Here is a 25,462-nt window from a genome sequence, read left to right on the forward strand (position 1 = left end):
TCCCCTTTGGGGGTACGGACGCTTTGCGGCTACGGAAAGGGAATTCCCTTCATTCTCCGGTTCATCCGCCCGGCCGCCCAGTCACTGGGTCGCCCAGTCGCTCAGCCGCCGAGCAGCTCCACGTGGACGTCGGCCGGGTAGCCGGTGTCCCGCCCCGTGCGGCGGGCGAACTCGCGGACGCCGGCCAGCTGGTCCGGGCCGAAGCGGAAGTCGAGCGTCGTGAAGTACCGCTCCAGCACCTCCGCGTCGAAGGCCTCCCAGCGGGCCGCCTGCTCCGCGACCTTGGCGACTTCCTCCAGGGAGAGGTCCCGGGAGGCCAGGAACGCCTCGTGGACCTGCGCCGTCTGTTCGGGGTGGGCGGCGAGGAAGTCCTTGCGGGCCGCCCAGACGGCGAAGACGAACGGCAGCCCCGTCCACTCCTTCCACATCTGGCCCAGGTCGTGGACCTGGAGCCCGAGACGGGGGGCGTCGTGCAGGTTGGCGCGCAGCGCGGCGTCGCCGATCAGCACGGCTGCGTCCGCCTCCTGCATCATCAGGCCCAGGTCGGGCGGGCAGGTGTAGTAGTCGGGGCGCACGCCGTAGCGCTCGGCCAGCAGCAGTTGCGCCAGGCGCACCGAGGTGCGGGAGGTCGAGCCGAGCGCCACCCGGGCCCGGTCGAGCTGCTCCAGCGGGAGCTGGGAGACGATCACGCAGGACATGACGGGCCCGTCGCAGCCGACCGCGATGTCGGGGAAGGCCACCAGGTCGTCCGCGTTGCGCAGGTACTCCACGAGGGTGACCGGGCCGATGTCCAGGTCCCCCCTGATCAGCTGCTCGCTGAGGCGCTCCGGGGTGTCCTTGGAGAGCTCCAGGTCGAGCAGGGTTCCCGTCCGCGCCAGACCCCAGTACAGCGGGAGGCAGTTCAGGAACTGGATGTGGCCGACGCGGGGCCGACTGCGACGGTCGTCGTCGCCTTCACGGGGGGAGACGGTTGAATTGTCCACATCGCGAGGCTAGACCCGCGGCCGTCCGCGAGCATCACCGGGGCCCGCGCGCCCCTTCCCACGCCCCGCCCCACGCCCCCTCCCACGCCCTGTTCCACGCCCTGTCCGCACCCCGTTCCGCGCCCCCTTTCCGGGGCCTCCCGCCGGAGCCCGACGAGGGCCGTCAAACCTTCGGGTGAAGTGATCTTTCCCTCTACCGCTCGCCGGAGACTGCGTGCTAGGCTCGCCCGCAAGTTGCAGTTTGGTTTCCCTTGCAGTACAGAGCCTGCGGAGCATGTAACCCGCAGGCTTTTGTAGTTTTCAGACTTGTTTGCAGGTTCTGGAGCAGGGCAACCCTTTGGCCCAAGGAGGGCTTATGGCTACCGGAACCGTCAAGTGGTTCAACGCTGAAAAGGGCTTCGGCTTCATCGCCCAGGACGGCGGCGGCCCGGATGTCTTCGTTCACTACTCCGCGATCAATGCCTCCGGGTTCCGCTCCCTCGAGGAGAACCAGCAGGTGAACTTCGACGTCACTCAGGGACCCAAGGGTCCGCAGGCTGAGAACGTCACCCCGGTCTAGTTGCCCGGGTCGGTCGATCGCGGCCGTACATAGCAGTGCCCAAGGAGCCCCGCTCCCCCGCTTCGGCGGAGGAACGGGGCTCCTGCCTGTGCACGACCGGATCACCCGTGGACGACCGGACCGGTCAGGCCAAGACCAGAGCGACCCCGGTGTCCGACGGATCCCGTCGAGCAGGTGCAGGTGCAGGTGCAGGTGCAGGATCCGGGCCCGGATCGGCACGTCGAGCGCCGCCACCGCCTCGTCCAGGACCAGCACCTTCGGGTCGACGGCGAGCGCTCGGGCGATGGCCGGGCGCTGCCGTTGCCCGCCGGAGAGCCGGTGCGGCAGGACCCGGGCGGCAGGGTCCGTGCGGCAGGGCCCCGGGCCGTCGGCTCCTCGCAGCAGCTGACCGTCCTGCGCGAACAGCGGCTGGACCCGAAGCGGCACGGCCAGGGCGCGTTTCGAAATTCCCGCCCTGTGGCGCTTGACCTTGACCCCGTGTGAGGGCATGCAGTGGAGCCATCATGTTCACCATCGGAGACTTCGCCAGGTACGGACGGGTGTCGCCCCGGATGCTGCGTCATTACGACGCCATCGGACTGCTGCGCCCGGACCGCACCGACCCCGCCACCGGCTACCGCCTCTACGGCGCGGCCCAGCTCGCCGAGCTCAACCGGATCCTCGCGCTCAAAGACCTCGGCTTCACGCTCCAGCAGGTGGGGGCGGTCCTGGACGAGCGGGTGGGCCCGGAGGAGCTGCGCGGCATGCTGCGGCTGCGCCAGGCCGAGCTGGCGGAGGCGGTGGCGGCCGCGTCGGCGCGGCTGGCCCGGGTCGAGGCGAGGCTCCGGTCGATCGAGAGCGAGGGACACATGCCTGCCGACGACGTTGTGGTCAAAGCCGTTCCGGCGGTCCGGGTGGCCGAGCTGACCGGGACGGCCGCGAGTTACCAGCCGCAGGACATCGGGCCGGTGATCGGCCCACTGTACGAGCGGCTCCTCCCGCTCCTGGAGGGCGCCGGCCTCCGGCCCGCCGGTCCCGGGATCGCGCGTTACGAGGATGCCCCCGAGGGCGGCGGCGCGATCACGGTGCACGCCGGGGTGACGGTGTCGGCCCCGGTGGGCGCGGTCGGGGACACGGAGGTGCGGGTGGTGGAGCTGCCGCCGTTCGAGGCGGCCACGATCGTGCACCGGGGCGCGATGGACGACGTCCTGTCGACGACCCACACCCTGGCCCGCTGGCTGGACGCCAACGGCTACCGCTCCACCGGCTACACCCGCGAGGTCAATCTGGAGTGCCCACCGGACCGCGAAAGTTGGGTGACGGAGCTCCAGGAGCCGGTGGCGAAGGCCTGATCCGATCCGGTGCGTAGGGGGAGGGGCGGCGCCGCCCCTCCCCCTACGGCCACGCGCCCACGCTCCCGCCCGGAGCCCGTCCTCGGTGAGCCCCAGTAGCTCGATCGCGTTGCCGCGCACGATCCGGTCGACGGCGTCCGCACGCCGAGCAGTCCCCGTTGGCGGTCCTTGGCTTCGGTGAACGTCTGCCCGCAGAAGCGGGGGAAGGTCGGGAAGCAGAGGGCGGACTCCACGTGGTTGACGTCCATGTCGGCGAGCCGGTCCGGCACCGAGAAGGAGCCCGGCCGCATCTGCTCGTAGGTGATGAGCTCCAGCTTGATCTCGCCCCTGTCGTAGCCAGGTCTCCATGCGTTCCGCGGAAGCGTCGATCTGACGAGTCGTCAGCTATCGCGCGCGCATTGACATGAGCCATGGCGGGTCTACGGCTCGTGGCACGGTTCCCGAATCGTTGTCGAGGGCTTGTGCAGAGCATCACCCACTGCTGACGAGTCCGCCCGGGACAAGGCAGACTGTTGAGCGCGATACCAGCGGTACCGCGCCATCCGGATGCCTACCGCACTTCGACGCACGGGCGGACATACGGACGCGGGCAGCACCGGCGGGATCCGCAGCCGAGCGGGACCGGCAGGCGAGCAGGACAGGGGGCATCAATGGACCGTGACAACGGGCCACGCGTGCGCGTACCGGAGCAGCGAGCTCCGGAGAGACCGGTTACGGCGGACGCCCTCAGGTTCACCGTGCTCGGCCCCGTACGGGCCTGGCGGGGCTCGGAGCTGCTCTCCTCCGGCTCGCCCCAGCAGCGCGCCCTGCTGGCCGCGCTGCTGCTGCGCGAGGGCCGGACGGCCACCGCGGGCGAGCTGATCCACGCGTTCTGGGGCGAGGACCCGCCCTCGCAGGCGCTGGCCACGATCCGGACGTACGCCTCGCGGCTGCGCAAGATCCTGGGCCAGGACACCCTGGTGAGCGAGTCCGGCGGCTACGCGATCCGGACCGACCGGGCGGCGCTCGACCTGACGCTGGCGCAGGACCTCGCGGCCGAGGCGGAGAAGGCCCGGGCGGCCGGGGACCGCTACCAGGCACGCAGCCTGATGAACAAGGTGCTGGGCCTGTGGGACGGCGAGGCGTTGGCCTCGGTGCCGGGCCCGTACGCGGACAACCAGCGGACCCGGCTGGAGGAGTGGCGGCTCCAGCTCACCGAGGCGCGGCTCGACCTGGACCTGGAGGTCGGGTGCCACGCGGAGGCCGTCTCCGAGCTGACGGCGCTCACCGCCGCGCACCCGCTGCGCGAGAGGCTGCGCGAGCTGCTGATGGTGGCGCTGTACCGCAGCGGCCGGCAGGCCGAGGCCCTCGCGGTGTACGCGGACACCCGCCGGCTCCTCGCGGAGGAGCTGGGCGTCGACCCGCGTCCCGAACTGGCCCAGCTCCAGCAGCGCATCCTGCGCGCCGACGAGGAGTTGGCGCGCCCGGCGGACGAGCCGGCCCCCGCGCCCGCGCCGCTGAAGCCGGCGCAGCTTCCCGCCACGGTGCCGGACTTCACCGGCCGGTCCGCGTTCGTGTCCGAGCTGGGCAGCCGGCTGGCCACCGCCGGGAGCTCGGTGATGGCCGTCTCCGCGGTGGCCGGTATCGGCGGCGTCGGCAAGACGACGCTGGCCGTGCACGTCGCCCACCAGGCCCGCCGGCACTTCCCCGACGGGCAGCTGTACGTCGACCTCCAGGGCGCGGGGGCGCGGGCGGCCGAGCCGGAGACCGTCCTCGGTTCGTTCCTGCGGGCGCTCGGGACGGCCGACTCGGCGATCCCGGACACCCTGGACGAGCGGGCCGCGCTGTACCGCTCGACGCTGGACGGCCGCCGCGTCCTGATCCTCCTCGACAACGCCCACGACGCCGCCCAGATCCGCCCGCTGCTGCCCGGTACGCCGGGGTGCGCGGCGCTGGTGACGAGCCGGGTGCGGATGGTGGACCTGGCGGGGGCGCATCTGGTGGACCTGGACGTGATGTCGCCCGAGGAGGCGCTCCAGCTCTTCACCCGGATCGTCGGGGCGGAACGGGTCGGCGCGGAGCGCGAGGCGGCGCTGGACGTGGTGGCCGCGTGCGGCTTCCTGCCCCTGGCCATCCGCATCGCCGCCTCGCGCCTGGCGGCGCGCCGCACGTGGACGGTCTCGGTCCTCGCCGCCAAGCTCGCGGACGAGCGCCGCCGCCTGGACGAGCTCCAGGCGGGCGACCTCGCGGTGAAGGCCACGTTCGAACTCGGCTACGGCCAGCTGGAACCGGCCCAGGCCCGCGCCTTCCGCCTCCTGGGCCTCGCGGACGGCCCGGACATCTCCCTGGCCGCGGCGGCGGCCCTGCTCGACCTGGACCCGCACGCGGCGGAGGACCTCCTGGAGGCCCTGGTCGACACGAGCCTGGTGGAGTCGGCCGCCCCGGGCCGCTACCGGTACCACGACCTGGTGCGCCTCTACGCGCGTGCGTGCGCCGAGCGGGACGAACAGTCCCCGGTGGAACGGGAGCTGGCGTTGTCGCGGCTGCTGGACTTCTACCTGGCGACGGCTGCGGGGGTGTACGCGCTGGAGCGGCCGGGGGACCGGCTGGCCGACCATCGGGAGCCCACCCAGTACAGCGGGCTGACGTTCGCCGACCGGCACACGGCGCAGGACTGGCTCTACACGGAGGCCAACTCCCTGCTCGCGTGCGTACGTCAGGCGTCGGGGCCCGGAGGGGTACGCCGGGCGGTCGACCTGCTCTGGGCCACCAAGGACCTCGCGGAGTCGGGCGCGAACTCCAAGCAGTACGAGGCTGCGGCGATCACCATGCGCGATCTGGCCCGGTCCAGCAACGACGCGCGGGCCGAGGGGCGGGCGCTGATCACTCTCACCAACGCCCGTCTCGTCGCGGGCCGGTTCGACCAGGCGGAGCGGGACGCGCAGCGTGCCATGCGGCTCGCCCACTCGGTGGGCGACCCCCTGCCGAGCTGCTGGGCCCCCAACGACCTCGGCATCATCGCGCTGTACCAGAACCGCCACGCGGAGGGCGAGGCCTACCTCGAACAGGCCATCGCCAACTTCCGGGCCGACGGCAACCGTCCGGGCGAGGCGAGCGCCCTGTGCAATCTCTCCCGCATCCACCTCGCGATGGGCAACACGACGAGCGCGGTGGCCCTGGCCCAGCAGGGCATCGACATATACGACGAACTGGGTCACGCACTGCGCGGCGCGAACGGCCGGTACGCCCTGGGTCTCGCCCTCACCCAGAGCGGGCGGCTCGCCGACGCGACGGAGCAGCTCCACGAGGCGCTGGCCGTGTTCCGGGACAGCCGGCAGCGCCTCTGGGAAGGGATGGCCACCTTCCGTCTGGCGGAGGTGGATCTGGCCGCCGGGCTTCCGGCCCAGGCTGCCACGAAGGCCGAGCAGGCGCTCGCGGTGCTGCGCGGTATCGGCGGGGAGTGGCGGCGCGGCAACGTCCTCACCGTCCTGGGCCAGGCGCTGAACGACATCGGCCAGCCGGGACGGGCCGCGGTGTGCTGGCGCGAGGCGCTGGACATATACGAGGCTCTCGGTTCGGCGGAGGTCGAAGCCGTACGGAAGTTGCTGGCCTCGACGCTGCCCGCGTGAGCCGACGAGGCGTTCATCATTCGTTTATCGCGCCCCGACATGGTGGTTCCAGTCGTTCCGTCGCGTCGGGGGGCAGACGGGCCGGCCTCGGCCGCAGAGGTAGGTTGAACGGCCGAACGACACCCGCCCGGCAACCCGACGGGGGAGTTGCCGGGCGGGCTCGTCGAGTCCGAGCACAGCCATTCAGGGAGCTGGAGAACACCATGAGCGATGCGCAGAAGAAGCCGGTCGTGAAGCCGCTCGACAACCACGCCACCGGCGGGGAAGCCACGACGCAGGACAACCACGCGACGGGTGGCGTGCTGAAGCCGCTGGACAACCACGCCACCGGCGGCACGGCCAAGCCGCTCGACAACCACGCGACGGGCGAGCCCGCCTAGACCTTCCCGACGGGGATACGGGGGAAGCGGCTGCGGTGGCACCGAGGGGGAGCCACCGCGGCCGCGGTACGGGGGAATGGCGAGGGGCCCGAGTCGGGGAAGCGCTCGGGCCCCTCCCGCATGTCCGGGACCGTGCCTACAGGCCCCGCAGCTGGACCCTCGGCCGGCACAGCTTCCGCAGGTCGTCCACGTCGGACGTGAAGAGCGCCGTCCGGCCCGGCTGCCGGTTCGCGATCGCGGCGAGGGCGGCGTCGATGGCGTACTTGTGGCCGTGCAGTCCGGCCTCGTGCAGGAGGCGGATCGCCTCGTCGGCGATGTCCTTGGTGACGGGTTCGACGACGATCCCGGACATCGCCCAGTCCCACACCGGCCGCCGGATCTTGCTGTGGTAGGCCTCGACCAAGGTCATCGAGCTGGTCACCACGCGGATGCCCGCCCGGTGGGCGTCCTTGAGCCGGCTCTTCATCTCCGGGTTGCCGAGGGCCGCCCGCGAGACGGCCTCGCAGTCCAGTGCGTAGGTGATGTCCGGCATCAGGCGGCCGCGTCCCGGCGTGCGGGGGCGTCGGCTTCCTGGTCGGTGAACCACTGCTCGATCTCGCGGCGCTCGACCTCGGCCGCCGTCAGGTCGGCGTCGGTGACGGGGCCGTATTCGCCCTCCAGGCGCTCCACCAGCTCGCCCAGCCGGTCATGCTCACGCTGCCGCTCTATGGCCCGCGTGACATACGCGCTGAACGCGCCGGGGCCCACCTCGCTGCGGATCTCCTCCGCCAGCTCCTCCGGCAGGGTGACCGTGTACTTCTTGGTTGCCATACCCTCGACCATACCGCCACGAGGGTCGCGACGCCCTCCCTCGTTCACCCCATCCGGTGAAACCGAACGAACGTCCCCGACCCGGGGTCCACCGCCCCCGCAGCTCCCCCTTCACCACCTTGCCGCTCGCGTTGCGCGGCAGCTCCGGGACGAGAACTCGCCGTGCTGTGGCGGGGGTTGCGGTACGACGAGTCGGTGCGGGCGGTCGTCCTCACCGGGGCCGGGACGCGTGCCTTCTGTACGGGGATCGACCGGGCGTCACCGTGCCGCAGCCCCCGTCCCCGTACGCCGTCGACGACCCCCTCCTGCGGGTCGGCCCCAAGGCGAACGACCTGTGGAAGCCGGTGATCGCCGCGGTGGAGGGGATGGCCTGCGGCGGGGCGTTCTATCTGCTGGGCGAGGCGGAGTTCGTGGTCGCGTCCCGGGAGGCGACGTTCTTCGACCCGCACACCACGTACGGGATGGTCTCGGCGTACGAGGCCATCGCGATGGCCAGCGGATGCCGTTGGGGGAGGTCGCCCGGATGTCCCTGATGGGCACGGCGGAACGGCTGAGCGCCTGGCGGGCGTACGGGATCGGGCTGGTCAGCGAGGTGACGGAGCCGGGCTGTGCGGTGGCGGCGGCGCTGCGGTCGGCGACGGTGATCGCCCACTACCCGACGGAGGCGGTGCAGGGCACGGTGAGGGCGGTGTGGTCCGCGACGGAGGCGGCCAGGACCCAGGCGATGTCCCAGGCCCCGGCCCTGATCGCCCTGGGCGATCTGCCCCCGGAACGGCAGGCGGGGCTGTTCGCGGGGCGGGGCGGGGGCGGGGAGCCTCGGGTGCGGTGAGCATCCTGGGTGTCCCCTGCCCTCGCCCTTGTCCGTCCGCCCGGCCCCCTGGGGGCCAGAGCCGGGTCAGACCGCCTCGGCGGTCACGACGCAGCGCTTCACCCGGGAGACCTTGCCGGGGCTCTCCATCCGCACCGTGAGGGTGTCCACCTCATCGGCGTCGAGGATCGTGGTGGCCTCGGCCGTGTCCACGGTGTTGCCCAGGCCGTCGAGGAACCGCACGTCGATCTCGTACGCCTGCGTGCCCGGGTAGTTCGACCGCACCTCGACCAGCGACGAGGTGACCGCCTTGCGCTTGCCCTTGCGCGGCACGGCGCAGCGGACCACCCGGACGGCGGGGGCGTCGGACGCGGTGGGCGTCGGGGTTCCGTAGGAGCCGGACGAGCCGGAGGACGAGGAGTCGTCGTCGTAGTCCTCGTCGAAGTCGTTGTCCCGGTAGCCGTTGTTGCTCTTCTTCGAGCTGGAGCAACCGCCGCCGCCGCCGCCCGAGCTGCCGCTCTTGCCCTTGCCGCCGCTGGAGGAAGTGGAGAACCCGGTGAGCGCGAGCACCACCACGACCAGGACCGCCGCGAGCTTCGTCTGTCGCCGCATCATGGATGCAGCCCCCCTTGAGTTTCGTTGCCGATACGCCGCGCCGACGGCGTGCGTCGTCGCCCTCAGCATGCCGCACGCGACCCCATGTCCACGTCATGACCCTGTCACGGTCCCGTCATCGTCCGCATGGCGGGGGTGATCGTCCCGGCGTAGCGTCGGCTGCGGGGGATGCGTGTTCGCGGGACGACGCCCTGGAGGCTGACGATGATCCGCAACGTCCTCGGCTCCGTCGTCGCCCTGGCCGGGGCGGCCTCGGCCGTGCTGAGTCCGTTCCGCGACTGGTACGCCGGGCGGGCGGGGCAGGACTACCGGGTGGAGGACCTCTTCGGAGGCATCACCGCCGCGGAGTCGGGGGTGCTGGTCTCGATGCTGCTGCCGTTCCTCGGCGCGGCGCTGCTGGTGGTCGTGGGCGTGGTGCTCCGGTCGCGGCTCGTGGTCGCCCTCGCGGGTCTGGTGGTGCTGGGCTTCACGATCCTGTGGATGGTCCGCCAGGGGCAGGCCGCGGGGTCGCTGGTGGTGGCCGGGGACGGGTCAGGGCTCCAGGTGGGCGTGGTGAACGCGTTGGCGGGCGGGCTGTTGATGCTGATCGGGGCGTTGCTCATGAGCGGGCGTGATCGGCGTGGCCGGCGGAGCCGGCGGGAGCGGGAGCCGGTGGAGCCGTATGCCGCGCCGGGGCCGGATCAGGTGGACACCTGGCCGCCGACGCAGGAGCCGGGGATGTCCGTGCAGACGTCGCCGTGGCCGGAGCCGGAGGTGGACCCGTACACGGGGCCGCCCGACCCGCATGACCCCCGTACGCGGCCCTCTCCCCGGACCCCGCATCCGGAGGACGATCCCCGGGACCCGGTACACCCGCCGCACCGGCCGCCGCCCCAGGGTTGACGGCCACCCCGTCGAAGGTTCCGTCCTCAATCGCCGGACGGACTGGATCACCGCAGAGCCCACGCCCCTCCGGACAAGGCTTCCGTCCTCAAACGCCGGACAGGCTGGAACACCGCAGAGCCCACGGCCCCCCGGACAAGGCTTCCGTCCTCAAACGCCGGACGGGCTGGGTGGGCGCCGGACCGGCGGGACATCCAGCCCGTCCGGCGTTTGAGGACGTCTTTCAAGCCCGTCCGGCGCTTGAGGACATCCGTCGAGCCCGTCCGGCGCTGAGGACAGAACCCCGCTCAGGTCCGGGCCCTGTTCCCCGTGCCCGTGCCCTTCAGCGCGTCCAGCGCGTACACGCAGCGGTCCTTGCTGCAGGCGTAGACCACGCCCGCCTGCGCCACGGGCGACCCCGTGATCTCGCCGCCCGTCGCGAGCTTCCAGCGCAGCTGGCCGCCCGCCGCGTCCAGGGTGTAGAGGACGTGGTCCGCCGAGCCGAAGTGGACCCGGCCGTCCGCCACCACCGGGGAGCCCACCACGTCCCCGCCCGCCGCGAAGCGCCACTTCGGGGTGCCGGTGACCGCGTCCAGGGTGTAGAGCGCGCTGCCACTGCCCACGTGCACGTTGCCCACCGCGACCAGCACCGGTTCGATGGAGGAGCGGGCCTCCGTGGCGATCCGCCAGCGGTCCTTGCCGGTCGTCGCGTCCAGCGCGTACACCGTGCCGAGGTAGTCCGCGAGGTAGACCCCGCCGCCGGTCACCGCCGGGCCCGGCGCGAACGCGGGCGGGGAGAGGAAGACGGCGGGAGCCTCGAAGTGCCAGCGCACCCGGCCGGAGCCGGTCTCCACCGCCAGCACCCGCGTGCCCGCCGCGATGTAGACGTAGCCGTCGGGGGCCGGGGTGACCCGGACCGGGACGCCGCCGCAGGAGGCCGCGTCGCCGATCGGGTACGACCAGCGCTCGATGCCCGTACGGGCGTCCAGCGCGCGCAGCCGGGCGTCCTGCCAGACGTACACCGTGCCGTCGTGGATGACCGGGCCGGCCTCCGCCGTCTCGAAGTCGCTCTGCGCACCGGTGACTTCCCACAGCTTCTCGCCGTTGGACGCCTCCCAGCCCTGGACGCCGCCGCCCCGGGTCGCGGTCAGGACCGTGCCCCGGTCGGCCTTGAGGGCGTACACCCAGGCGTCGGTCGCCAGCCGCCACTGCTCGGCGCCGGTCGTGGCGTCCAGCGCGTACAGCGAGGGGCCGTCCGAGGCGTGGATCCTGCCGCCCTCGACGGCCATCGCCCAGGCCACGTCCCGGGTCTTGAACTGGCGCCGCCCGTTGCCCACGTCCAGCGCGTGGACCTCGAAGGACGTCACGTACAGCAGGTCGCCGGAGACGACGGGCGTGCCCCACACGTCGTTGGACATGCGGAAGCGCCAGGGCCGCCAGCGGTCGGGTACGGATACCGCGCCGTCCGGGGAGGCCGACGGGGCCGGGACGGGTGCGGTGGAGGCCGTGACCGCCGACGAACCGTTCACTCCGGCGGGCGGGCGGACCCACCCGGTCGCGGCGGCCGGGTGCGCGGCGGCGGCCCCGCGCCCCTCCCCCGCACGCGGACCGGGGCCGATCGGCACCTTGGCGCCGGGCAGTTGGACGGGCCCGCCGTCGAGAGCGGCGGAAGGGCCCGCGGCCGGGCCTGACGCGCCGGACAGCGGCGAGGGCGAGGACAGCGGGGACGGCGAGCGCAGGTCCGCCCCGCTGCGCCAGGCGGTGTCCCGCTCCGGAGCCCTGGGGGGCCGCTGCGGGGGCGGCGGGGGCACGGCCGGGGCGGGCGGTGCGGTGCGCCCGCCGCCCCTGCGCCGCTCGATCATCGCGGTGGCCACGGACGGCAGCCAGGCCGAGGCCGTGCCGCTGTCGTCGCTGCCGGAGGCGAAGAGGTGCGGGGCGAGCTGGGCCTGGAGGTCGGCGGGGCTAGGCCGCTGGGTGGCGGCCATCTGCATGCAGGACTCGATCAGCGGCCGCAGGTCCTCGGGCAGCCCCTCGGTGTCGGGGCCCTCGCGCAGCAGCATGAACACCGTCTCGACCGGGTTGGCCCCGTGGAAGGGGGCGTGCCCGGTGGCGGCGAAGACGAGCGTGGAGCCCAGCGAGAAGATGTCGCTGGCCCCGGTGACGCTGCGGGAGTCCCGGGCCTGCTCGGGCGACATGTACGCGGGCGTGCCGACGGCGACGTTCGTCATGGTCAGCCGGGTGTTGGAGACGCCGGACGCGATGCCGAAGTCGATCACCCGGGGGCCGTCCTCGACGACGAGGACGTTGGACGGCTTCAGGTCGCGGTGGACGAGGCCCGCGCCGTGGATGGACTGGAGGGCCTCGGCGATGCCGGCGGCCAGCCAGCGCACCGCCTGGGTCGGCATGGGACCGCACTCGTTCACTATCTCTTCGAGCGAGGGTGCGGGCACGTAGGCGGTGGCGAGCCAGGGCACGGCGGCCCGCGGGTCGGCGTCGACCACGGCGGCGGTGTAGAACCCGCTGACCGCGCGGGCGGCCTCCACCTCGCGGGTGAAGCGGACCCGGAAGAGCTGGTCCTCGGCGAGTTCGGTCCGCACCGTCTTGATCGCCACCCGTCGGCCGGACGCCGACCGCGCGAGATAGACCAGCCCCATGCCGCCGGCGCCGAGCCGTCCCAGCACCTCGAACGGGCCGATCCGTCTCGGGTCGTGCTGCGTCAGCTGCTCCACCACTTGCCTGCCACCTCCCCGTAGACGGACCTCGGCGACGAAGTCCGCGAATTACCGCCCGGTCGAATCCCGCACTGCGCAGCTCGCCTCGTGCAGGGTCTCACCACTGGGCATCACCTGGCGGTACGCACCCCGATTCTTCCTGGCCCGGGCCCCGGTTGCGAACCCGGGGGCGGATGGGGGTGTCTCATGTCCTTTCGGGCGGTATCCCCCCACACCGGGGTGCGGAGAGGGGGGTGGAGGGCGCGGAAGCCGAGGTTACGACAGTGCGGAAGCCGGGGTTACGGGGGTGCGGAAGCCGGGGTTATGGGGCGCGGAGGCCTGGCTTGCGCCCGCGCGGAAGCCGGGGTTACGGGGGCGCGGAGACCGAGGTTGCGAAGGTGCGGAAGCGGGGTTACGGACTTACGGACGCGGCTCGCCGGGCTCCAGCACGGCGAAGACGGCCCCCTGGTCGTCGTGCAGCACGGCCATCCGCCCGGAGGGGACGTCGAAGGGCGGCTGGGTCACCCGGCCACCGAGCTGTACGGCGAGTTCGGCGGCGGCGTCGCAGTCGGCGACGGCGAAGTAGACGAGGAAGTAGCTCGGCATCTCGGCCGGGAACGCGTCCGTGATGACGCTTCGGCCGCCGACAGCGGTGTCCGGGCCCGGTTCGGTGCCCTCGGGAGACCACATCCGGAAGTCGACCAGCGCCTCGGAGTCGCCGGAGATGTCGTGGCCCGCCTCGTCCAGGTCGGTGCCGTGGAAGCCGAAGACCTTCTCGTAGAAGGGGTCCACCTTGTCCGGCTGCCGGGTGTAGACCTCGGTCCAGCGGAAGGAGGCGGGGTCGTGTCGTTTCTCGAAGCCCGCTCGCTCCTCCGGCTGCCAGAGTCCGAAGACGGCGCCCCCGGGGTCGGCCGCCTGCGCCACGATGCCGGCGCGCCCCGCCCGTACGGGGTCGGTGATGATCTGGCCTCCGTGCTCGCGGATCGCCGCGACGGTGGCCCGGATGTCGCCGGTGGCGAAGTAGACGCCCCAGGCCGTGGGCATCCGGCCGTCCTTCTTGGCGGCGATGCCGGCGACGAGGCGGCCGTCGCTGAGCGCGTCCGCGAAGGGCATGCCGTCGCCGGCCCGGAAGGTCCAGCCGAAGAGCCCGCCGTAGAAGCGCTTGCCCGCTTCGAGGTCGGAGAGCTGCACGTCCGCCCAGCACGGCGCGGAATGCGCGAATGCGGCCATGGGACCGGGTCCTTCCGTAGCAGTGACGCCCGTCACAGTCAACGTAACGTCGCGTCCGGCCCCGCGCGCTCCGGACGCACCTAAGACGCACCTAAAGAGAACCTTTGACCGATTAGTGAAGGGCACGCTCACCATGTGGACGAAAGTTGTCCACCGAAGTTGTCCACAGGCTGTTGATAACATTTACTTCGAGAGTGACCCTGGCCCCCTCCCGGCCGCTCTCCGGGCTTCGGCACCTCTCGTACGGCGGCCGAAAACCGCCGCTCGCTACCCCTGCGCGCCCCGCCGGTCCTGCGGCGTTCCCCATTTGCAGTCGGCCGAATCGCGCTCCCATCACCCCTCGGTAAGCTGACGGCATGACAGGACAAGTACGTACCGTCGACGGCCGCGTGGCCGGTCGACGCGGTCAGGCGACGCGGCAGAAGCTGCTCGACTGCCTCAGCGAGATGCTCAGCTCCTCGCCGTACCGGGACGTCAAAGTCATCGACGTCGCCCGGAAGGCCGGGACTTCACCCGCGACTTTCTACCAGTACTTCCCCGACGTGGAGGGCGCCGTCCTCGAAATCGCCGAGGAGGTCGCCAAGGAGGGCGCCGGCCTGACCGAACTGGTCGCCGGACGCCCGTGGGTCGGCAAGGCCGGCTGGACCACGGCCGAACAACTCGTCGAGGGATTCCTCGACTTCTGGCGGCACAACGACGCGATCCTCCGCGTGATCGACCTCGGAGCGGCCGAGGGGGACAAGCGGTTCTACAAGATCCGTATGAAGATCCTGAACTCGGTCACCAACTCCCTCACGGATTCCGTGAAGGAGCTCCAGAGCAAGGGCAAGGTCGACAAGGACATCAGTCCGGCGGCGATGGCGGGCTCCCTGGTGGCGATGCTGGCCGCGGTCGCCTCGCACCAGAAGGGCTTCACCACCTGGGGTGTGAAGCAGGCCGAACTGCGTCCCAATCTCGCCCTGTTGGTGCACCTCGGCATCACGGGCAAGAAGCCGACGAAGTAAGCGGCCCGGGCGCGGGAGGCCGACCGACCGGCCCCAAAGACGCCCCACGCCACCGGGCGGGCACCCGCCCACCCGGACGCCCCACGTCCTGTCTCACCGACGGCGGACCACCCACGCGCCCCTGCGGGTGGTCCGCCGTCGGCGTTCCCGGAGGACCGGAACGTTCCCGGAAGACCGGAACGGGCCATCGGGCGCGCACCGACCGCTACCGCGCGCGCGGCGCGGCGCGACCCCACCCCGCTGCCCCCTCGCGGCCGGGACCGGGTGGAATGACCCCATGAGCGAAGCCGACTCCCCCGTCCCGCCCCACTTCCGCGACCTCCTGCACGCCCAGCGCGTCTGGGACACCGAGCTGCCGTCCTTCGATCCGGCGGCGGCCCCGCCCGCCCCGGTCCCCCTCTTCCACGCCTGGTTCGCCGAGGCCGTCGCGGCGGGACAGCCGGAGACGCACGCGATGTCGCTGGCCACCGCCGACGCCGAGGGGCTGCCCGACGTACGGACGCTGCTTCTCCACGACGCCGACGAGCGCGGCTTCCACTTCGCCACCCACGCCACCAGCGCCAAGGGGCACCAGCTCGCCGTACGCCCGTACGCCGCCCTCGGCTTCTACTGGCCCGCGCAAGGTCGGCAGGTACGGGTCCGGGGCCCCGTCGTCCGTTGCACGCCCGCCGAGAGCCACGCCGACCTGCACGCGCGGTCCACCGGGGCGCTCGCCGCAGCACTGACCGGGTCGCAGAGCGAGGTCGTGGGTTCCGTGGCGGAGCTGCACCGGGCGGCGGACGCTGCCTGGGACCGGGCGCGGGCGGAACCGGACACGGAGGCTCCGACCTGGACCCGGTACGTGGTCGAGCCGGCCGAGGTGGAGTTCTTCCAGGGCGACGCCCGGCGCCGCCACATCCGGCTGCGCTACCGGCGCCCGGCAGGCGGCTCCTGGACGCGCGAGCTGCTCTGGCCCTGACCGGTGCGGGCGACCCCACACCGTTCCGTCCCCTACCAGTGCATTCCGCACGCTTATCCGGTTCTCACCGTAAAGGGGCACTATGGGAGTCAGGTGAGAGGTGAGCTGTTGGGAGGCACCGATGCCACGAGCCCGTTCGCGCTACGCCCCCGACCGGGGCCTGACCGGTCGCATGGTCACCACCATGTTCCTGATCGGTCTGCTCTACGTCGTCTTCGTGGGCGTGCTGCTCGCGGCCCTGCGGGGCTCCTGGCCGATCATCCTGGTCATCACGGGCGGCCTGTTCGTCGCCCAGTTCTGGTTCAGCGACCGCATCGCCGCGTACGGCATGGGGGCCCGCGAGGTCACCCCCGAGCAGGCCCCCGAACTGCACGGCACCATCGACCGGATCTGTGCGCTGGCGGACATGCCGAAGCCCAAGGTGGCCATCGCCGAGAGCGACGTACCGAACGCGTTCGCCACCGGCCGGAGCGAGAAGACGGCCCTGGTCTGCGCGACGACGGGCCTGCTGCGCAGACTGGAGCCGGAGGAGCTGGAGGGCGTTCTCGCCCACGAGATGTCGCACGTCGCGCACCGGGACGTGGCCGTCATGACGATCGCCTCGTTCCTCGGGGTGCTGGCGGGCGTCATCACCCGTATCGCCCTGTGGGGCGGCTTCGCCCGCAGCAGGCCCGGCAACGACCCCGCGGGCATCCTCCTGCTGCTGATCCCGCTGATCAGCGCCGTCGTGTACGCGATCAGCTTCCTGCTGACCCGGCTGCTCTCCCGCTACCGCGAGCTGTCCGCCGACCGGGCCGCCGCCCTGCTGACCGGCCGGCCCTCCGCGCTCGCCTCCGCCCTGACGAAGGTCAGCGGGCAGATGGCCCGCATCCCGACCGAGGACCTGCGGAAGGCGGAGCCGTACAACGCGTTCTACTTCATGCCGGCGTTCTCCGCGAAGGAGAGCCTGGGCCGGCTGTTCTCCTCCCACCCGACGCTGGAGCAGCGCCTGGACCAGCTGTCCCACATCTCCGCCGACCTGTCCCGCTGAGCACGCAGGAGAGACCTGTCCCGCTGAGCACGCAGTAGAGAACAGTGAGGAGTCACGCCCGTGGGCCTGCTCGACGCGATCCTCGGCCGGAGCAAACCGGTCCGCCCCGACCTCGACCAGCTCTTCGCCGTCCCCTCCGCCGCCCTCACCCTCCAGGCCGCCGCCGGCTTCGCACCGACGGGCCTGGGCTCGGTCTGCTTCGCGGGGGTGGAGGGCGGTGGCTTCGCCCGGCTCCAGGAGGACGTACGCGAACTGCTGGACGCGGACACGGAGCGCGGCGGCATCCCGGTGGAGTTCAGCCGGGACGCGTACGGCTACACCTGGCTGCTCGCCCGCCACCCGGCCGACGACTCCGCCGCCCTGGTCAACGACCTGCACGCGGTGAACACCCTGCTCCAGGACGGCGGCTTCGGCCCGCATCTGCTCTGCTCGCTGATCGGTTTCCGGGCCGGGGAGGGCGCGGAGGGGCGGTCGCTGGCGCTGGTCTACCTCTACAAGCGCGGCACGTTCTATCCGTTCGCCCCGCTGCCCGGCGGTGTCGAGAAGCGGGACAACCAGCTGGAGCTCCAGGTGCGGGGCGTCCTCGGGGACGACCTCCGGGTGGAGAAGGACCTGTCCCGGTGGTTCCCCGTGTGGGGCGCGCCGGGGTTGTGAGAGCCCGCGTCGGCGCTCCGGCACCCCACCCTCACCACCGGACCGGCACCTTCCGTTCTCCGCGCACGAGCAGCCCCGACATCCGGCCCCCCTCGGCCCCGTCCGGGGCGAGCGTCGGGCAGCGGTCGAGCAGGGTGCGGAAGACGATGCGCCCTTCCAGCCGGGCCAGCGGTGCCCCCAGGCAGTAGTGGACGCCGTGGCCGAACGCCAGATGCCCCCGGTCCCCGGTGGCGGTGCGGCGGATGTCGAAGCGGTCCGGGGCGGGGGAACGGGCGGGGTCCCGGCCGGCGTCGGCCAGGGCGATCAGGACCACGGCCCCCGCCGGGACGAGCCGGCCACCGATCTCCACCGGCTCGACGGCCACCCGGGGCGGCGCGGTCTCCACCGGGGCGTCATAGCGCAGCATCTCCTCCACCGCCCCCTCCACGAGGCCGTCCAGGTCGCTTCGGAGCAGGGCGAACTGCTCGGGGTGAGCGAAGAGGGCGCGGACGCCTTTGCAGAGGAAGTTCACCGTGGACTCGTGTCCTGCCAGGAGCAGCAGGAGAGCCATCGAGAGCAGTTCGTCCTCGCTCATCCGGTCCCCGCCCTCGTCGACCGTATGGATCAGGTCGCTGAGCAGGTCGTCCCCCGGCGCCTCCCGCTTGGCGGCGATCAACCCGCCGAGATACGGCACCGCCTGCGCCTGCGCCGCCCGCGCCGCCTCCGCACCGGTGGGCGCGGTGATCTCGTCGGACCACCGCCTGAAGGCGTCCCGGTCCAGCTCCGGAATGCCGAGCAGCTCGCAGATGACGGTGATCCGCAGCGGGTAGGCGAGCGCGTCCACCAGGTCGGCCCGACGGTCCTCGGCGGCGAGCATGCCGTCCACCAGCCCGTCGGTGACTTCCTGGATGCGCGGGGCGAGAGCGGCGACGCGGCGCGGGGTGAACGCGCGGGCGGCCAGCCGCCGCAGCCGGGTGTGGTCCGGCGGGTCGCTCAGCAGCATGTGGGCGTTGCCGGGGCCGTCCGTGGCGGGCGGTGCGTCGAGACCGGTGGCCAGATGGCCGTTGCGCCGCCAGTCCCGGCTGAGCCGGGGGTCGACGAGCGCTTCCCGGCAGGCGTCATGGCCGACGACGAGCCAGAACCGCTCCTCGCCGCGCCCGCGGATCTCGTGGACGGGCCCTCTGGCCCGCAGCACGGCGTAGGCGGGGTAGGGATCGGTGCCGAAGTCGGGATCGATGTCGAGCAGATCGACCGCGGCCTGGTCCGTCACAGCAGCTCCCCCCGATGAGGTGTGGCAACGAACCGTGGGTCGGTGGGCCGACGAGTCGGTGAGTTGGTGGTTCCGTAGGTCCCGGCGGTTCGTCCGGTCACCCTAGCTCGTCAAGCTTCCTGCCGTAACGGCGAGTTGCCGGAACTTCTTTCGTAACTCTGTTTATACGTAGCCTCTTTGGGCTAGGTCTCTATCGCTGACGACGGTGGTCACACCGTCGATGTTCCCCATGTATGAGGAGGTGTCTGATGGCTAAGCGCATTCTGTACAAGGCTGCGAGCAAGTTCGGCTTCACGACCAAGGGAGCCGCCGGGGCCTACCCCTGGATCCCGTAGCACGTCAGGCCCGATGACGGCCCGGCCCCGCCTGTCGGGGCCGGGCCGTCCTCCGACCCAGGGGTGTCACCGTTGACCGAACAGACCACGCCCCGGCCGCCGGTCCGTACGGGCGCGACGCAGGCCGGGCTGATGGAGAGTTACGAGAAGGACCGCCTCGGCCATCTCCTGGCCTCGGTCGAGCGGCACGGGCCGGTGGTGGAGCTGACCGGGGGCACCGTCCTGGTGAACGACCCGGCCGCCGTCCACGACGTACTCCGCCGCACCAACACCGACTTCCTCGTCACGGGCAACATCCGGCGCGACGAGGTCAGCGGCGAGCGTGGCGATCCGGCCACCGAAGCGTGGATGCGGGGCCGGCGTGCCACGCAGAAGGGCATGTCTCCCCGGCGCTGGAGGCCCACCGGGCCTGGCTGGAGGAGGAGACCGGCCGGCTGTGCGACCGCTGGCGGGCCCGTTCCTCGGTCATCGATCCCGTCGCCGAGCTGGAGCAGCTGTCCGCCCGCTCGTTCGCCCGGTTCTGCTTCGGCACCCGTGACGCCGGGGCCGCCGCCCGGCGTACCGGCGACCTGCTGAACTCGCTCACCCCGCTGATCAGCAGCCCCTTCCACTTCCCGCCCGCCGTGCGCCGCTTCTTGCCCCGCTACCGCCGGTCGGTCAGCGCGCAGAAGAAGCTCGAGGAGGAGCTGCGCCGGGTGCTCGACGCGCCGGGCGAGGGCGGGCTCGTCGCGTCACTGGCCGCCGCCGGGCTGGACGGCGAGGCGACGGTCCGCATGCTCGTCTCCAACGGCCTCGCCTCCTACCGGGTCCCGGCCGCCGCCGTCACCTGGGCCCTGGTGGCGCTGGCCCGTGAGCCGGACGTGGCCGAGGAGTGCGCCGCCGCCGTCGATCCGGTCGGCGGCACCACCCCGGACATCCTGCGCTGGACGATCGCCGAGTCACTGCGCCTGTGGCCGCCCAACTGGCTGATCCTGCGCACGGCCAGGGGTGAGCAGACGTGCGGCGACTGGAGCCTCCCGGCGGGCGCGGCGGTCATGATCTCGCCGTACGTCATGCACCGCACCGCACCCCTCTTCACCGACCCCTCGGCGTTCCGCCCGCACCGCTGGGAGTCGCTCCAGCCGGCCGCCGGGGAGTACCTCCCGTACGGGATCGGCAGCCGCTGGTGCGTCGGCAAGGCGCTGGCGGACCTGGAACTGGCGACCGTCCTGTCCACGCTCGTGGCCCGGTTCCGCTTCACGGTGGAGCACATGGACCCGCTCCCGGACGTACGGACGACGCTGCTCCCGGCCCGCCTCACCCTGGGGCTGCGGCCCCGCTGAGGCGCGGCGGCACCGGCCTTCGACCGTCGGGCCTCAGCCGTTGACGGTGGTGGCGTGGTCCAGGAACACGGTCCAGGCGGCCGGGGCGACGGCGAAGGTGGGCCCGTCGGTGACCTTGGAGTCGCGGACGTGGACGGTGTGGGGGCAGGTGGCGACCTCTACGCAGGCAGCGCCCTCATTGCTGCTGTAGCTGGACTTGTGCCAGTCGTAGGCGACTTCGATGCAGGCCCCGCCTTCGTTGCCGCTGTAGCTGGACTTGAACCAGGTCAGTCCGGGTCCGTGGCTCACAGTTGTCTCACCTTCGTCTCGATGATCTCCGCCGACTTCCAGGGGTTGAGCGCCTGGGCCCGCAGAATGCCGAAGAGGTCGAGCTGATCGCTCACCGACTCCGGCTTCGAGATCAACCTATCGCCGCCCTGCGCCTCCACGTACACCAGATTGCGGCCTTCCGCCGTGGACATCAACTGCATGGGCCCCATCAACCCCGCGTGTGTGTGCTGGTCCGACGGCATCACCTGAACCGTCAGGTGGTTGAACCGCTCGATGCAGTCCAGCAGGTGCCGCAACTGCTCCTTCAGCACCTCCGGTCCGCCCAGCGTCCGGTCCAGGACCGACTCCTCGATGACGTACCCGATGCGCGGCGGCGGCTTCCGGGTCAGCACCGCCTGCCGTTCCAGTCGCGCTTCGACGTGCCGGACGATCTCGGCCTCCGAGTACGCCGGTACGCGTGACCGGTACAGCGCGTTCGCGTACGCCTCCGTCTGGAGCAGGCCCGGGATCAGCATCGTCTCGTACGCGCTGATGACCCGCGCGAGCCGTTCCAGCCGCGCCCAGTCCAGGAACTTCGGCGGGTACTTCTCCTCGTCCACCAACTCCCCGCACGCCTCCAGCGCCCCGCCCGCCGCGAACGCGCGTTCGGCGTCCGTCAGCAGGTCGCGCGAGGGGATGCGTTCCGCCCGCTCGACCGCGCCCATCAGGGACTCCGAGATCAGCAGTTGATCCGCCGCGGCCTTCTGCGTGAGCCCGGCCCGTACCCGGTGGATGCGGATCAGCTCTCCCACGAGCCGCCGTCCGTGTGTCAGCTCGCCACTCGTCCCCACAGCCATCACCACCCTCCCCACATCACGTCGATGTGGACCGTGTCCTGCTGGTCACGCTACGCAGTCGGCGGAATGCTCGGGGCCATGACGAGCAAGAAGCACCCCGAATGGGTACCCGTCGCCGGGCACCAACTGCACCTCTCCGGTATCTACTTCGACGCCATCCGGCTCCGGGGTGTCCGGGGCGAGGCCGTGCTCCAGCATCTGGCCACCCTGACGGAGGGCGAGCCGGGTCCGGTGGTGCGGGAGCTGGCGGGGGCGCGGTGGACGTACTTCCTGATCCCGCCGGGCGCGAGCGAGGGGTACGACTGGCCGCCCGGCGCGAAGTGCTTCGGGCCGGCCGCGCGCGACCAGTGGGTGGGCATCCCGGCCCCGGACGGCAACACCTACCCGCTGAGCTGGCGGTGCGGGGCGCCGGAAGAGGACGAGTTCGTGGACGCGGAGCTGCTGCACGGGCTCGTGCTGGCCCAGCTCGCCCCGGCGGCGGAGGAGCACGGGTGAGCAAGGAGGACGGGCGAGCACAGTGCTCACTGAACGGACTCGGGGCCGGGGGTCGGGCCGTAGCCCTCGGCGTGGTCGGTCGCCAGTGCCACCAGCAGCTCCGGGTCGGAGTAGGCCTCCGCCGTGTGCTGCCAGGCGATGAGCATCTGCGCGACCGACGCATTGTGGGAGAGGGATTCCGCAGCACGCATGGTGTCGACCAGCTCGACGGCGAACGCGTGGACGTCCCCCCGTTCGAGGGACCCGATGCGCGCTCGGAGGTCAGCCCCGGGGCCGGAACACCGCCACGGCCTCCCCGTTCTCGCCCTCCCCGGCGACCCGGAACGTGACCGTCAGCCCCATCCCGATCCGCAGGCAGTCGTGCGCGCAATGACGCCCTCCGCGCCGCTGAGCCAGATCGTCTGCATCAGGCCTCCACAGAAGCAATATTGACGATGCGTCAATTCAGCGGATGCGAGGGCTGGGCGCAAGAGGGAGGAGCCGTGGCACGTGCCGGGAGCATGTGGGGGCGCCGCTCGGCGTCGGCCGCGCCCTGCGACGCCGGAGGCCCGCCGTCGGGATTCCGAGACGTAGAACGTCGTAAATCCGGCCACCGGACCCCCTCGGCGTTTCGCCGCCCGACCGCTTGGAAACTGACCAACCAGCCTGCAGAGGAGGCCCCTTGCTGGTTCTGCTGGACCATCCAGTGCCGACCTCCGTCGAGCCGCTGCTGAACGGCGCCCACATACTGCACCGCCCCGTACTGGGGGCTCGGCCGGGTGCCCTCCGTGGTCGGGCGCTGGCCCGGGTCCGGCCGGACGTCCTGCTCACCCGGTCCATGCCCGCGGCCGCCGAGACGGCCGCCTGGGGTGCGGCGGCGGGCGGGCGCCCTCTCCTCGTCGTCCTCCTGGACCGGGCGGCCGGACCGGGCGGGGCGCGCGGGAGCGCCGCGCGCGTCCGCCGCCCGTCCACCCGCCGATTACCCGGGGCCGGACCGGCCGGATCCCGATTACGCGTGACCGCGTGCCCGTCGGCCGGGGCGGCCGAGCCCCCGGCGGACCTCTACGCCCGGGCGCTCGCCACGGCCGAACGCCGCTTCCTGGCCGAGCGGGTCGGGCCGGTGCTCGCCGGGCACCTCGGCGCCGTCCGGCCGGAAGCGGCCTCGGTCGTCCTGGTGGGCGCCGGCGTGGTGAACCTGCTGACCGGACTGCGGCTGCTCCGGGCCGGTCACCGCGTGAGCTTCTACGACAGCGGCCCCGACCCCCGGTCCGACGCGCCGTGGGCATCCTTCGGATGCAGCAGGGGCGGGGGCGACGCCCGGATGTTCACGCTCACCGAGGCCGACGGCTATTTCGCGAGCCCCGGGGGCGGGCCCCCGCCCTTCGCCCAGCCGGTGAAGGACCAGGGCTGGGGCCTGGCCGACCTGGCCCGCATCGGACCGGCGGAGAGGGCCTGGACCGAGGACAACGCCCGGGTGCCCGGCTGGCTGGCCCGGTCCTTCACCGAGGACGTCCTGGGCTACAACCTCGCGTCCGACCGGCTGTGGCGGGAGCTCCGGGACGACGCACCGGAGCTGTTCGACGGAGTCGGCCTGCGGGAGGGCATCCTGCGGGTCTACAGCGACCAGGACGTGCTGGAGGCCCATGTGGCGCGTCAACGCTCCCTGACAGAACGGCACTTCGAGATCCTGTCCGGCGACCGGATCAGCGCCCGCCACCCGGCGCTGGCCGCGGCGCACCGGGCGGGGGCCTTCGTCGGCGGCATCGAGGTGAACGGGTTCACCGTGCAGGTGCACCGGTTCCTCGGCGCCGTGGCCGACGCGGCCGAGCGGGCGGGTGCGGTCTTCCACTGGGGGCGGCCGGTGGACGCTCTCGTCCCGGGCGAGGGCGGCGCGCCGGACGGGATCAGCTGCCGCGACGGCGAGACGGTCCGCGCCGATCACTATGTCCTCTCCCCCGGCGCCTACGGGGAGGCGCTGCTGCGCGGCACGGCCTCCGCCGGGCTGATCCACGGCATGGTCGGCGCCTGGCTCACCCTCCCCGACCCCGGCCGGGGGCTGAGGAACTCCCTGAAGATCACCAGGAGCGGGCACACGGCGGCCGACGCCAACGTCACCGTCACCGAGGGGCCGGACGGCCACTCCTTCCTCACCGTCGGATCGGGCTACGGCTGGACGGGAGCCGACCCGGACAACGTCGATCCCACCCAGCTCGAAGCGCTCTACGCGGCGGTCGAGGACACGGCCTCGTCCTTCTTCCCCGACGCGTTCGACGCGGCCCGCCGATCCGGACTGCTGGAGCGGAGCAGGAGGTATTGCGTGCGGCCCTGGACCGCTTCGAGCCTTCCGGTCTTCGAGACCGCGAGGACCGCCGGGGGCGGGCTCCTCCTCATCACCGGCGGTCACAACACGGGCGGATTCGCCCAGGCTCCCGTGACCGCCGAGGCGGTGGCCGCGGCCCTTAGCGGGGAAAGCCACCCGATGCACATCGACTACCACCCGAATCGACTCCGTATGTTCTACGGACACAAGGATGCGAGGCTCCCCGAATGACGGACGCTCCCCGAATGGCGGACGAACAAGCCACGGACGGCACGAAAGCATGGCAGCAGCGAGGCAGTTCCTTCGGTGACGGGGTCGACGCCTACGAGACCACCCGGCCGGGGTATCCCGTCGAGAGCGTCCGGTGGGTCCTGGGGGCCGAACCGCGCGACGTGCTGGACCTCGGCGCGGGCACCGGCCTGCTCACCCGGGTCCTGGCCGCCGAGGGCCACCGGACCCGGGCGGTCGAGCCGGACGACGCGATGCGCGCCCGCATCACCGCCACCGCCCCGGGGGCCGAGGCCCTGTCCGGCAGCGCCGAGAGTATCCCGCTGCCCGACGCCAGCCTGGACGCGGTGCTGGTCAGCCACGCCTACCACTGGTTCGACCCCGCCCCCGCCCACGCCGAGATAGCGCGCGTACTGCGCCCCGGCGGAGTCCTGGCGACCCTCTGGAACCTCCGCGACGAGGAGGTCCCCTGGTCGGCGGCGCTGTCCGGGATCCTCGCCGACGAGGACACCGGGACCGACCCGCGCACCCCCGCGGCGATCATGCTGCACGGCGCGCTGAAGGCGCTGCGCGCCCAGGACACCGAATGGCTCAGCGGCTGGCTGCGCGATCCCACGTTCGGACCGGAGTTCGGAGCCGTCGAACAAGGATTCTTCCCGCATTCCGAGACAAAGACGATCGAGTCTCTCGTCACGCTCATAAAATCACGGTCGTACTACCTGACGTCCTCTCCGGAACGCCGCCGGGAAATAGAGGAACGCATACGCGAACTCGCCACCGTGCACCCGGAACTGAAAAGCGGCAACACCTTCGAGCTACCCTACGTAACGGTGGTATTCACCACGGTCCGCAACTGACGAACCGCACCGGAAAACCGGAAAACCCG

The 25,462-nt window shown here is 72.2% G+C and carries 23 protein-coding genes and 3 pseudogenes; 14 read left to right on the forward strand and 12 right to left on the reverse strand.

Annotation, left to right across the window (positions count from 1 at the left end; genetic code table 11):
* Positions 1-101: 101 nt before the first annotated feature.
* Positions 102-983, reverse strand: coding sequence for a menaquinone biosynthetic enzyme MqnA/MqnD family protein (locus AC3CH1_RS10310; RefSeq protein WP_488462614.1), 882 nt, complete (start codon positions 981-983; stop codon positions 102-104).
* A gap of 355 nt (positions 984-1,338) precedes the next feature.
* Between AC3CH1_RS10310 and AC3CH1_RS10315 the strand changes: the two genes are divergently transcribed.
* Positions 1,339-1,542, forward strand: a complete 204-nt coding sequence (locus AC3CH1_RS10315; protein WP_003984261.1) for a cold-shock protein — start codon at positions 1,339-1,341, stop codon at positions 1,540-1,542.
* A 133-nt stretch (positions 1,543-1,675) separates the two neighbouring features.
* Here the strand turns inward: AC3CH1_RS10315 and AC3CH1_RS10320 are convergent.
* A pseudogene (locus tag AC3CH1_RS10320) lies at positions 1,676-1,986 on the reverse strand (ATP-binding cassette domain-containing protein); the annotation flags it as partial.
* A 59-nt stretch (positions 1,987-2,045) separates the two neighbouring features.
* On the opposite strand from AC3CH1_RS10320, the gene AC3CH1_RS10325 reads away from it, so the two are divergent.
* Positions 2,046-2,873 carry a MerR family transcriptional regulator gene (locus AC3CH1_RS10325; protein WP_488462615.1) on the forward strand — a complete coding sequence of 276 codons (828 nt, stop codon included), beginning with the start codon at positions 2,046-2,048 and terminating at the stop codon, positions 2,871-2,873.
* Between the two features lie 137 nt (positions 2,874-3,010).
* On the opposite strand, the pseudogene AC3CH1_RS10330 reads toward AC3CH1_RS10325, so the two are convergent.
* Positions 3,011-3,211: pseudogene (locus AC3CH1_RS10330) on the reverse strand (amidohydrolase family protein); the annotation flags it as partial.
* Between the two features lie 312 nt (positions 3,212-3,523).
* On the opposite strand from AC3CH1_RS10330, the gene afsR reads away from it, so the two are divergent.
* Entirely contained in the window at positions 3,524-6,481 is a 2,958-nt protein-coding gene (gene afsR / locus AC3CH1_RS10335; protein ID WP_488462616.1) for an SARP-family global regulator AfsR, read from the forward strand.
* A 203-nt stretch (positions 6,482-6,684) separates the two neighbouring features.
* Positions 6,685-6,861 carry a hypothetical protein gene (locus AC3CH1_RS10340; RefSeq protein WP_265599980.1) on the forward strand — a complete coding sequence of 59 codons (177 nt, stop codon included), beginning with the start codon at positions 6,685-6,687 and terminating at the stop codon, positions 6,859-6,861.
* 136 nt (positions 6,862-6,997) lie between these two features.
* On the opposite strand, the gene AC3CH1_RS10345 is transcribed toward AC3CH1_RS10340, so the two are convergent.
* The gene (locus tag AC3CH1_RS10345) at positions 6,998-7,393 is read right to left on the reverse strand and encodes a hypothetical protein (protein ID WP_488462617.1); all 396 of its coding nucleotides are present in this window, start codon (positions 7,391-7,393) and stop codon (positions 6,998-7,000) included.
* On the reverse strand, positions 7,393-7,671 hold the full coding sequence (locus tag AC3CH1_RS10350; protein ID WP_488462618.1) for a hypothetical protein: 279 nt from the start codon (positions 7,669-7,671) through the stop codon (positions 7,393-7,395). Before AC3CH1_RS10350 ends, AC3CH1_RS10345 begins: the two co-directional genes overlap by 1 nt.
* A 153-nt stretch (positions 7,672-7,824) precedes the next feature.
* On the opposite strand from AC3CH1_RS10350, the pseudogene AC3CH1_RS10355 reads away from it, so the two are divergent.
* A pseudogene (locus AC3CH1_RS10355) lies at positions 7,825-8,500 on the forward strand (enoyl-CoA hydratase/isomerase family protein); the annotation flags it as partial.
* Positions 8,501-8,566: 66 nt separating this feature from the next.
* Here the strand turns inward: AC3CH1_RS10355 and AC3CH1_RS10360 are convergent.
* Positions 8,567-9,094, reverse strand: coding sequence for a hypothetical protein (locus AC3CH1_RS10360; RefSeq protein WP_488462619.1), 528 nt, complete (start codon positions 9,092-9,094; stop codon positions 8,567-8,569).
* A gap of 204 nt (positions 9,095-9,298) precedes the next feature.
* Here AC3CH1_RS10360 and AC3CH1_RS10365 point away from each other — a divergent pair, with 204 nt between their 5' ends.
* A complete protein-coding gene (locus AC3CH1_RS10365) occupies positions 9,299-9,976 on the forward strand; it encodes a hypothetical protein (protein WP_488462620.1) in 678 nt (225 codons plus the stop codon).
* A gap of 287 nt (positions 9,977-10,263) precedes the next feature.
* Here the strand turns inward: AC3CH1_RS10365 and afsK are convergent, their stop codons facing one another.
* Together afsK and AC3CH1_RS10375 are read right to left on the reverse strand one after the other, a co-directional pair.
* Positions 10,264-12,687 (reverse strand): protein serine/threonine kinase AfsK, encoded by a 2,424-nt coding sequence (gene afsK, locus AC3CH1_RS10370; RefSeq protein ID WP_488462621.1) that lies wholly within the window; start codon positions 12,685-12,687, stop codon positions 10,264-10,266.
* A 399-nt stretch (positions 12,688-13,086) separates the two neighbouring features.
* Positions 13,087-13,896, reverse strand: coding sequence for a VOC family protein (locus AC3CH1_RS10375; RefSeq protein ID WP_488462622.1), 810 nt, complete (start codon positions 13,894-13,896; stop codon positions 13,087-13,089).
* A gap of 356 nt (positions 13,897-14,252) precedes the next feature.
* Between AC3CH1_RS10375 and AC3CH1_RS10380 the strand changes: the two genes are divergently transcribed.
* From AC3CH1_RS10380 to pspAB, 4 genes are all read left to right on the forward strand, one after another.
* Positions 14,253-14,900 (forward strand): TetR family transcriptional regulator, encoded by a 648-nt coding sequence (locus AC3CH1_RS10380; protein WP_488462623.1) that lies wholly within the window; start codon positions 14,253-14,255, stop codon positions 14,898-14,900.
* A gap of 277 nt (positions 14,901-15,177) precedes the next feature.
* Positions 15,178-15,858: a pyridoxine/pyridoxamine 5'-phosphate oxidase gene (locus tag AC3CH1_RS10385; RefSeq protein WP_488462624.1), complete on the forward strand. Its 681-nt coding sequence runs from the start codon at positions 15,178-15,180 to the stop codon at positions 15,856-15,858.
* Positions 15,859-15,979: 121 nt separating this feature from the next.
* Positions 15,980-16,888 carry a zinc metalloprotease HtpX gene (gene htpX / locus AC3CH1_RS10390; RefSeq protein ID WP_488462625.1) on the forward strand — a complete coding sequence of 303 codons (909 nt, stop codon included), beginning with the start codon at positions 15,980-15,982 and terminating at the stop codon, positions 16,886-16,888.
* Between the two features lie 60 nt (positions 16,889-16,948).
* Entirely contained in the window at positions 16,949-17,542 is a 594-nt protein-coding gene (gene pspAB / locus AC3CH1_RS10395) for a PspA-associated protein PspAB (protein WP_488462626.1), read from the forward strand.
* 31 nt (positions 17,543-17,573) lie between these two features.
* Here pspAB and AC3CH1_RS10400 read toward each other — a convergent pair whose 3' ends face one another.
* Positions 17,574-18,791 (reverse strand): cytochrome P450 family protein, encoded by a 1,218-nt coding sequence (locus AC3CH1_RS10400; protein ID WP_488462627.1) that lies wholly within the window; start codon positions 18,789-18,791, stop codon positions 17,574-17,576.
* Positions 18,792-19,470: 679 nt separating this feature from the next.
* Here AC3CH1_RS10400 and AC3CH1_RS10405 point away from each other — a divergent pair.
* A complete protein-coding gene (locus tag AC3CH1_RS10405; protein ID WP_488462628.1) occupies positions 19,471-20,448 on the forward strand; it encodes a cytochrome P450 in 978 nt (325 codons plus the stop codon).
* 33 nt (positions 20,449-20,481) lie between these two features.
* On the opposite strand, the gene AC3CH1_RS10410 is transcribed toward AC3CH1_RS10405, so the two are convergent.
* Together AC3CH1_RS10410 and AC3CH1_RS10415 are read right to left on the reverse strand one after the other, a co-directional pair.
* Entirely contained in the window at positions 20,482-20,736 is a 255-nt protein-coding gene (locus tag AC3CH1_RS10410; protein WP_488462629.1) for a DUF397 domain-containing protein, read from the reverse strand.
* A complete protein-coding gene (locus AC3CH1_RS10415) occupies positions 20,733-21,554 on the reverse strand; it encodes a helix-turn-helix domain-containing protein (protein ID WP_488462630.1) in 822 nt (273 codons plus the stop codon). The genes AC3CH1_RS10410 and AC3CH1_RS10415 overlap by 4 nt, the downstream gene beginning before the upstream one ends.
* Before the next feature lie 78 nt (positions 21,555-21,632).
* Here AC3CH1_RS10415 and AC3CH1_RS10420 point away from each other — a divergent pair, with 78 nt between their 5' ends.
* On the forward strand, positions 21,633-22,049 hold the full coding sequence (locus AC3CH1_RS10420) for a hypothetical protein (protein WP_488462631.1): 417 nt from the start codon (positions 21,633-21,635) through the stop codon (positions 22,047-22,049).
* Between the two features lie 26 nt (positions 22,050-22,075).
* Here AC3CH1_RS10420 and AC3CH1_RS10425 read toward each other — a convergent pair whose 3' ends face one another.
* On the reverse strand, positions 22,076-22,240 hold the full coding sequence (locus AC3CH1_RS10425) for a hypothetical protein (protein ID WP_488462632.1): 165 nt from the start codon (positions 22,238-22,240) through the stop codon (positions 22,076-22,078).
* A 470-nt stretch (positions 22,241-22,710) separates the two neighbouring features.
* Here AC3CH1_RS10425 and AC3CH1_RS10430 point away from each other — a divergent pair, with 470 nt between their 5' ends.
* Positions 22,711-24,579, forward strand: coding sequence for an NAD(P)/FAD-dependent oxidoreductase (locus tag AC3CH1_RS10430; protein ID WP_488462633.1), 1,869 nt, complete (start codon positions 22,711-22,713; stop codon positions 24,577-24,579).
* 14 nt (positions 24,580-24,593) lie between these two features.
* Positions 24,594-25,433 carry a class I SAM-dependent methyltransferase gene (locus AC3CH1_RS10435; RefSeq protein WP_488462634.1) on the forward strand — a complete coding sequence of 280 codons (840 nt, stop codon included), beginning with the start codon at positions 24,594-24,596 and terminating at the stop codon, positions 25,431-25,433.
* Positions 25,434-25,462: the final 29 nt, after the last annotated feature.

It is taken from the genome of Streptomyces sp. MGP-P1 (assembly GCF_057766565.1).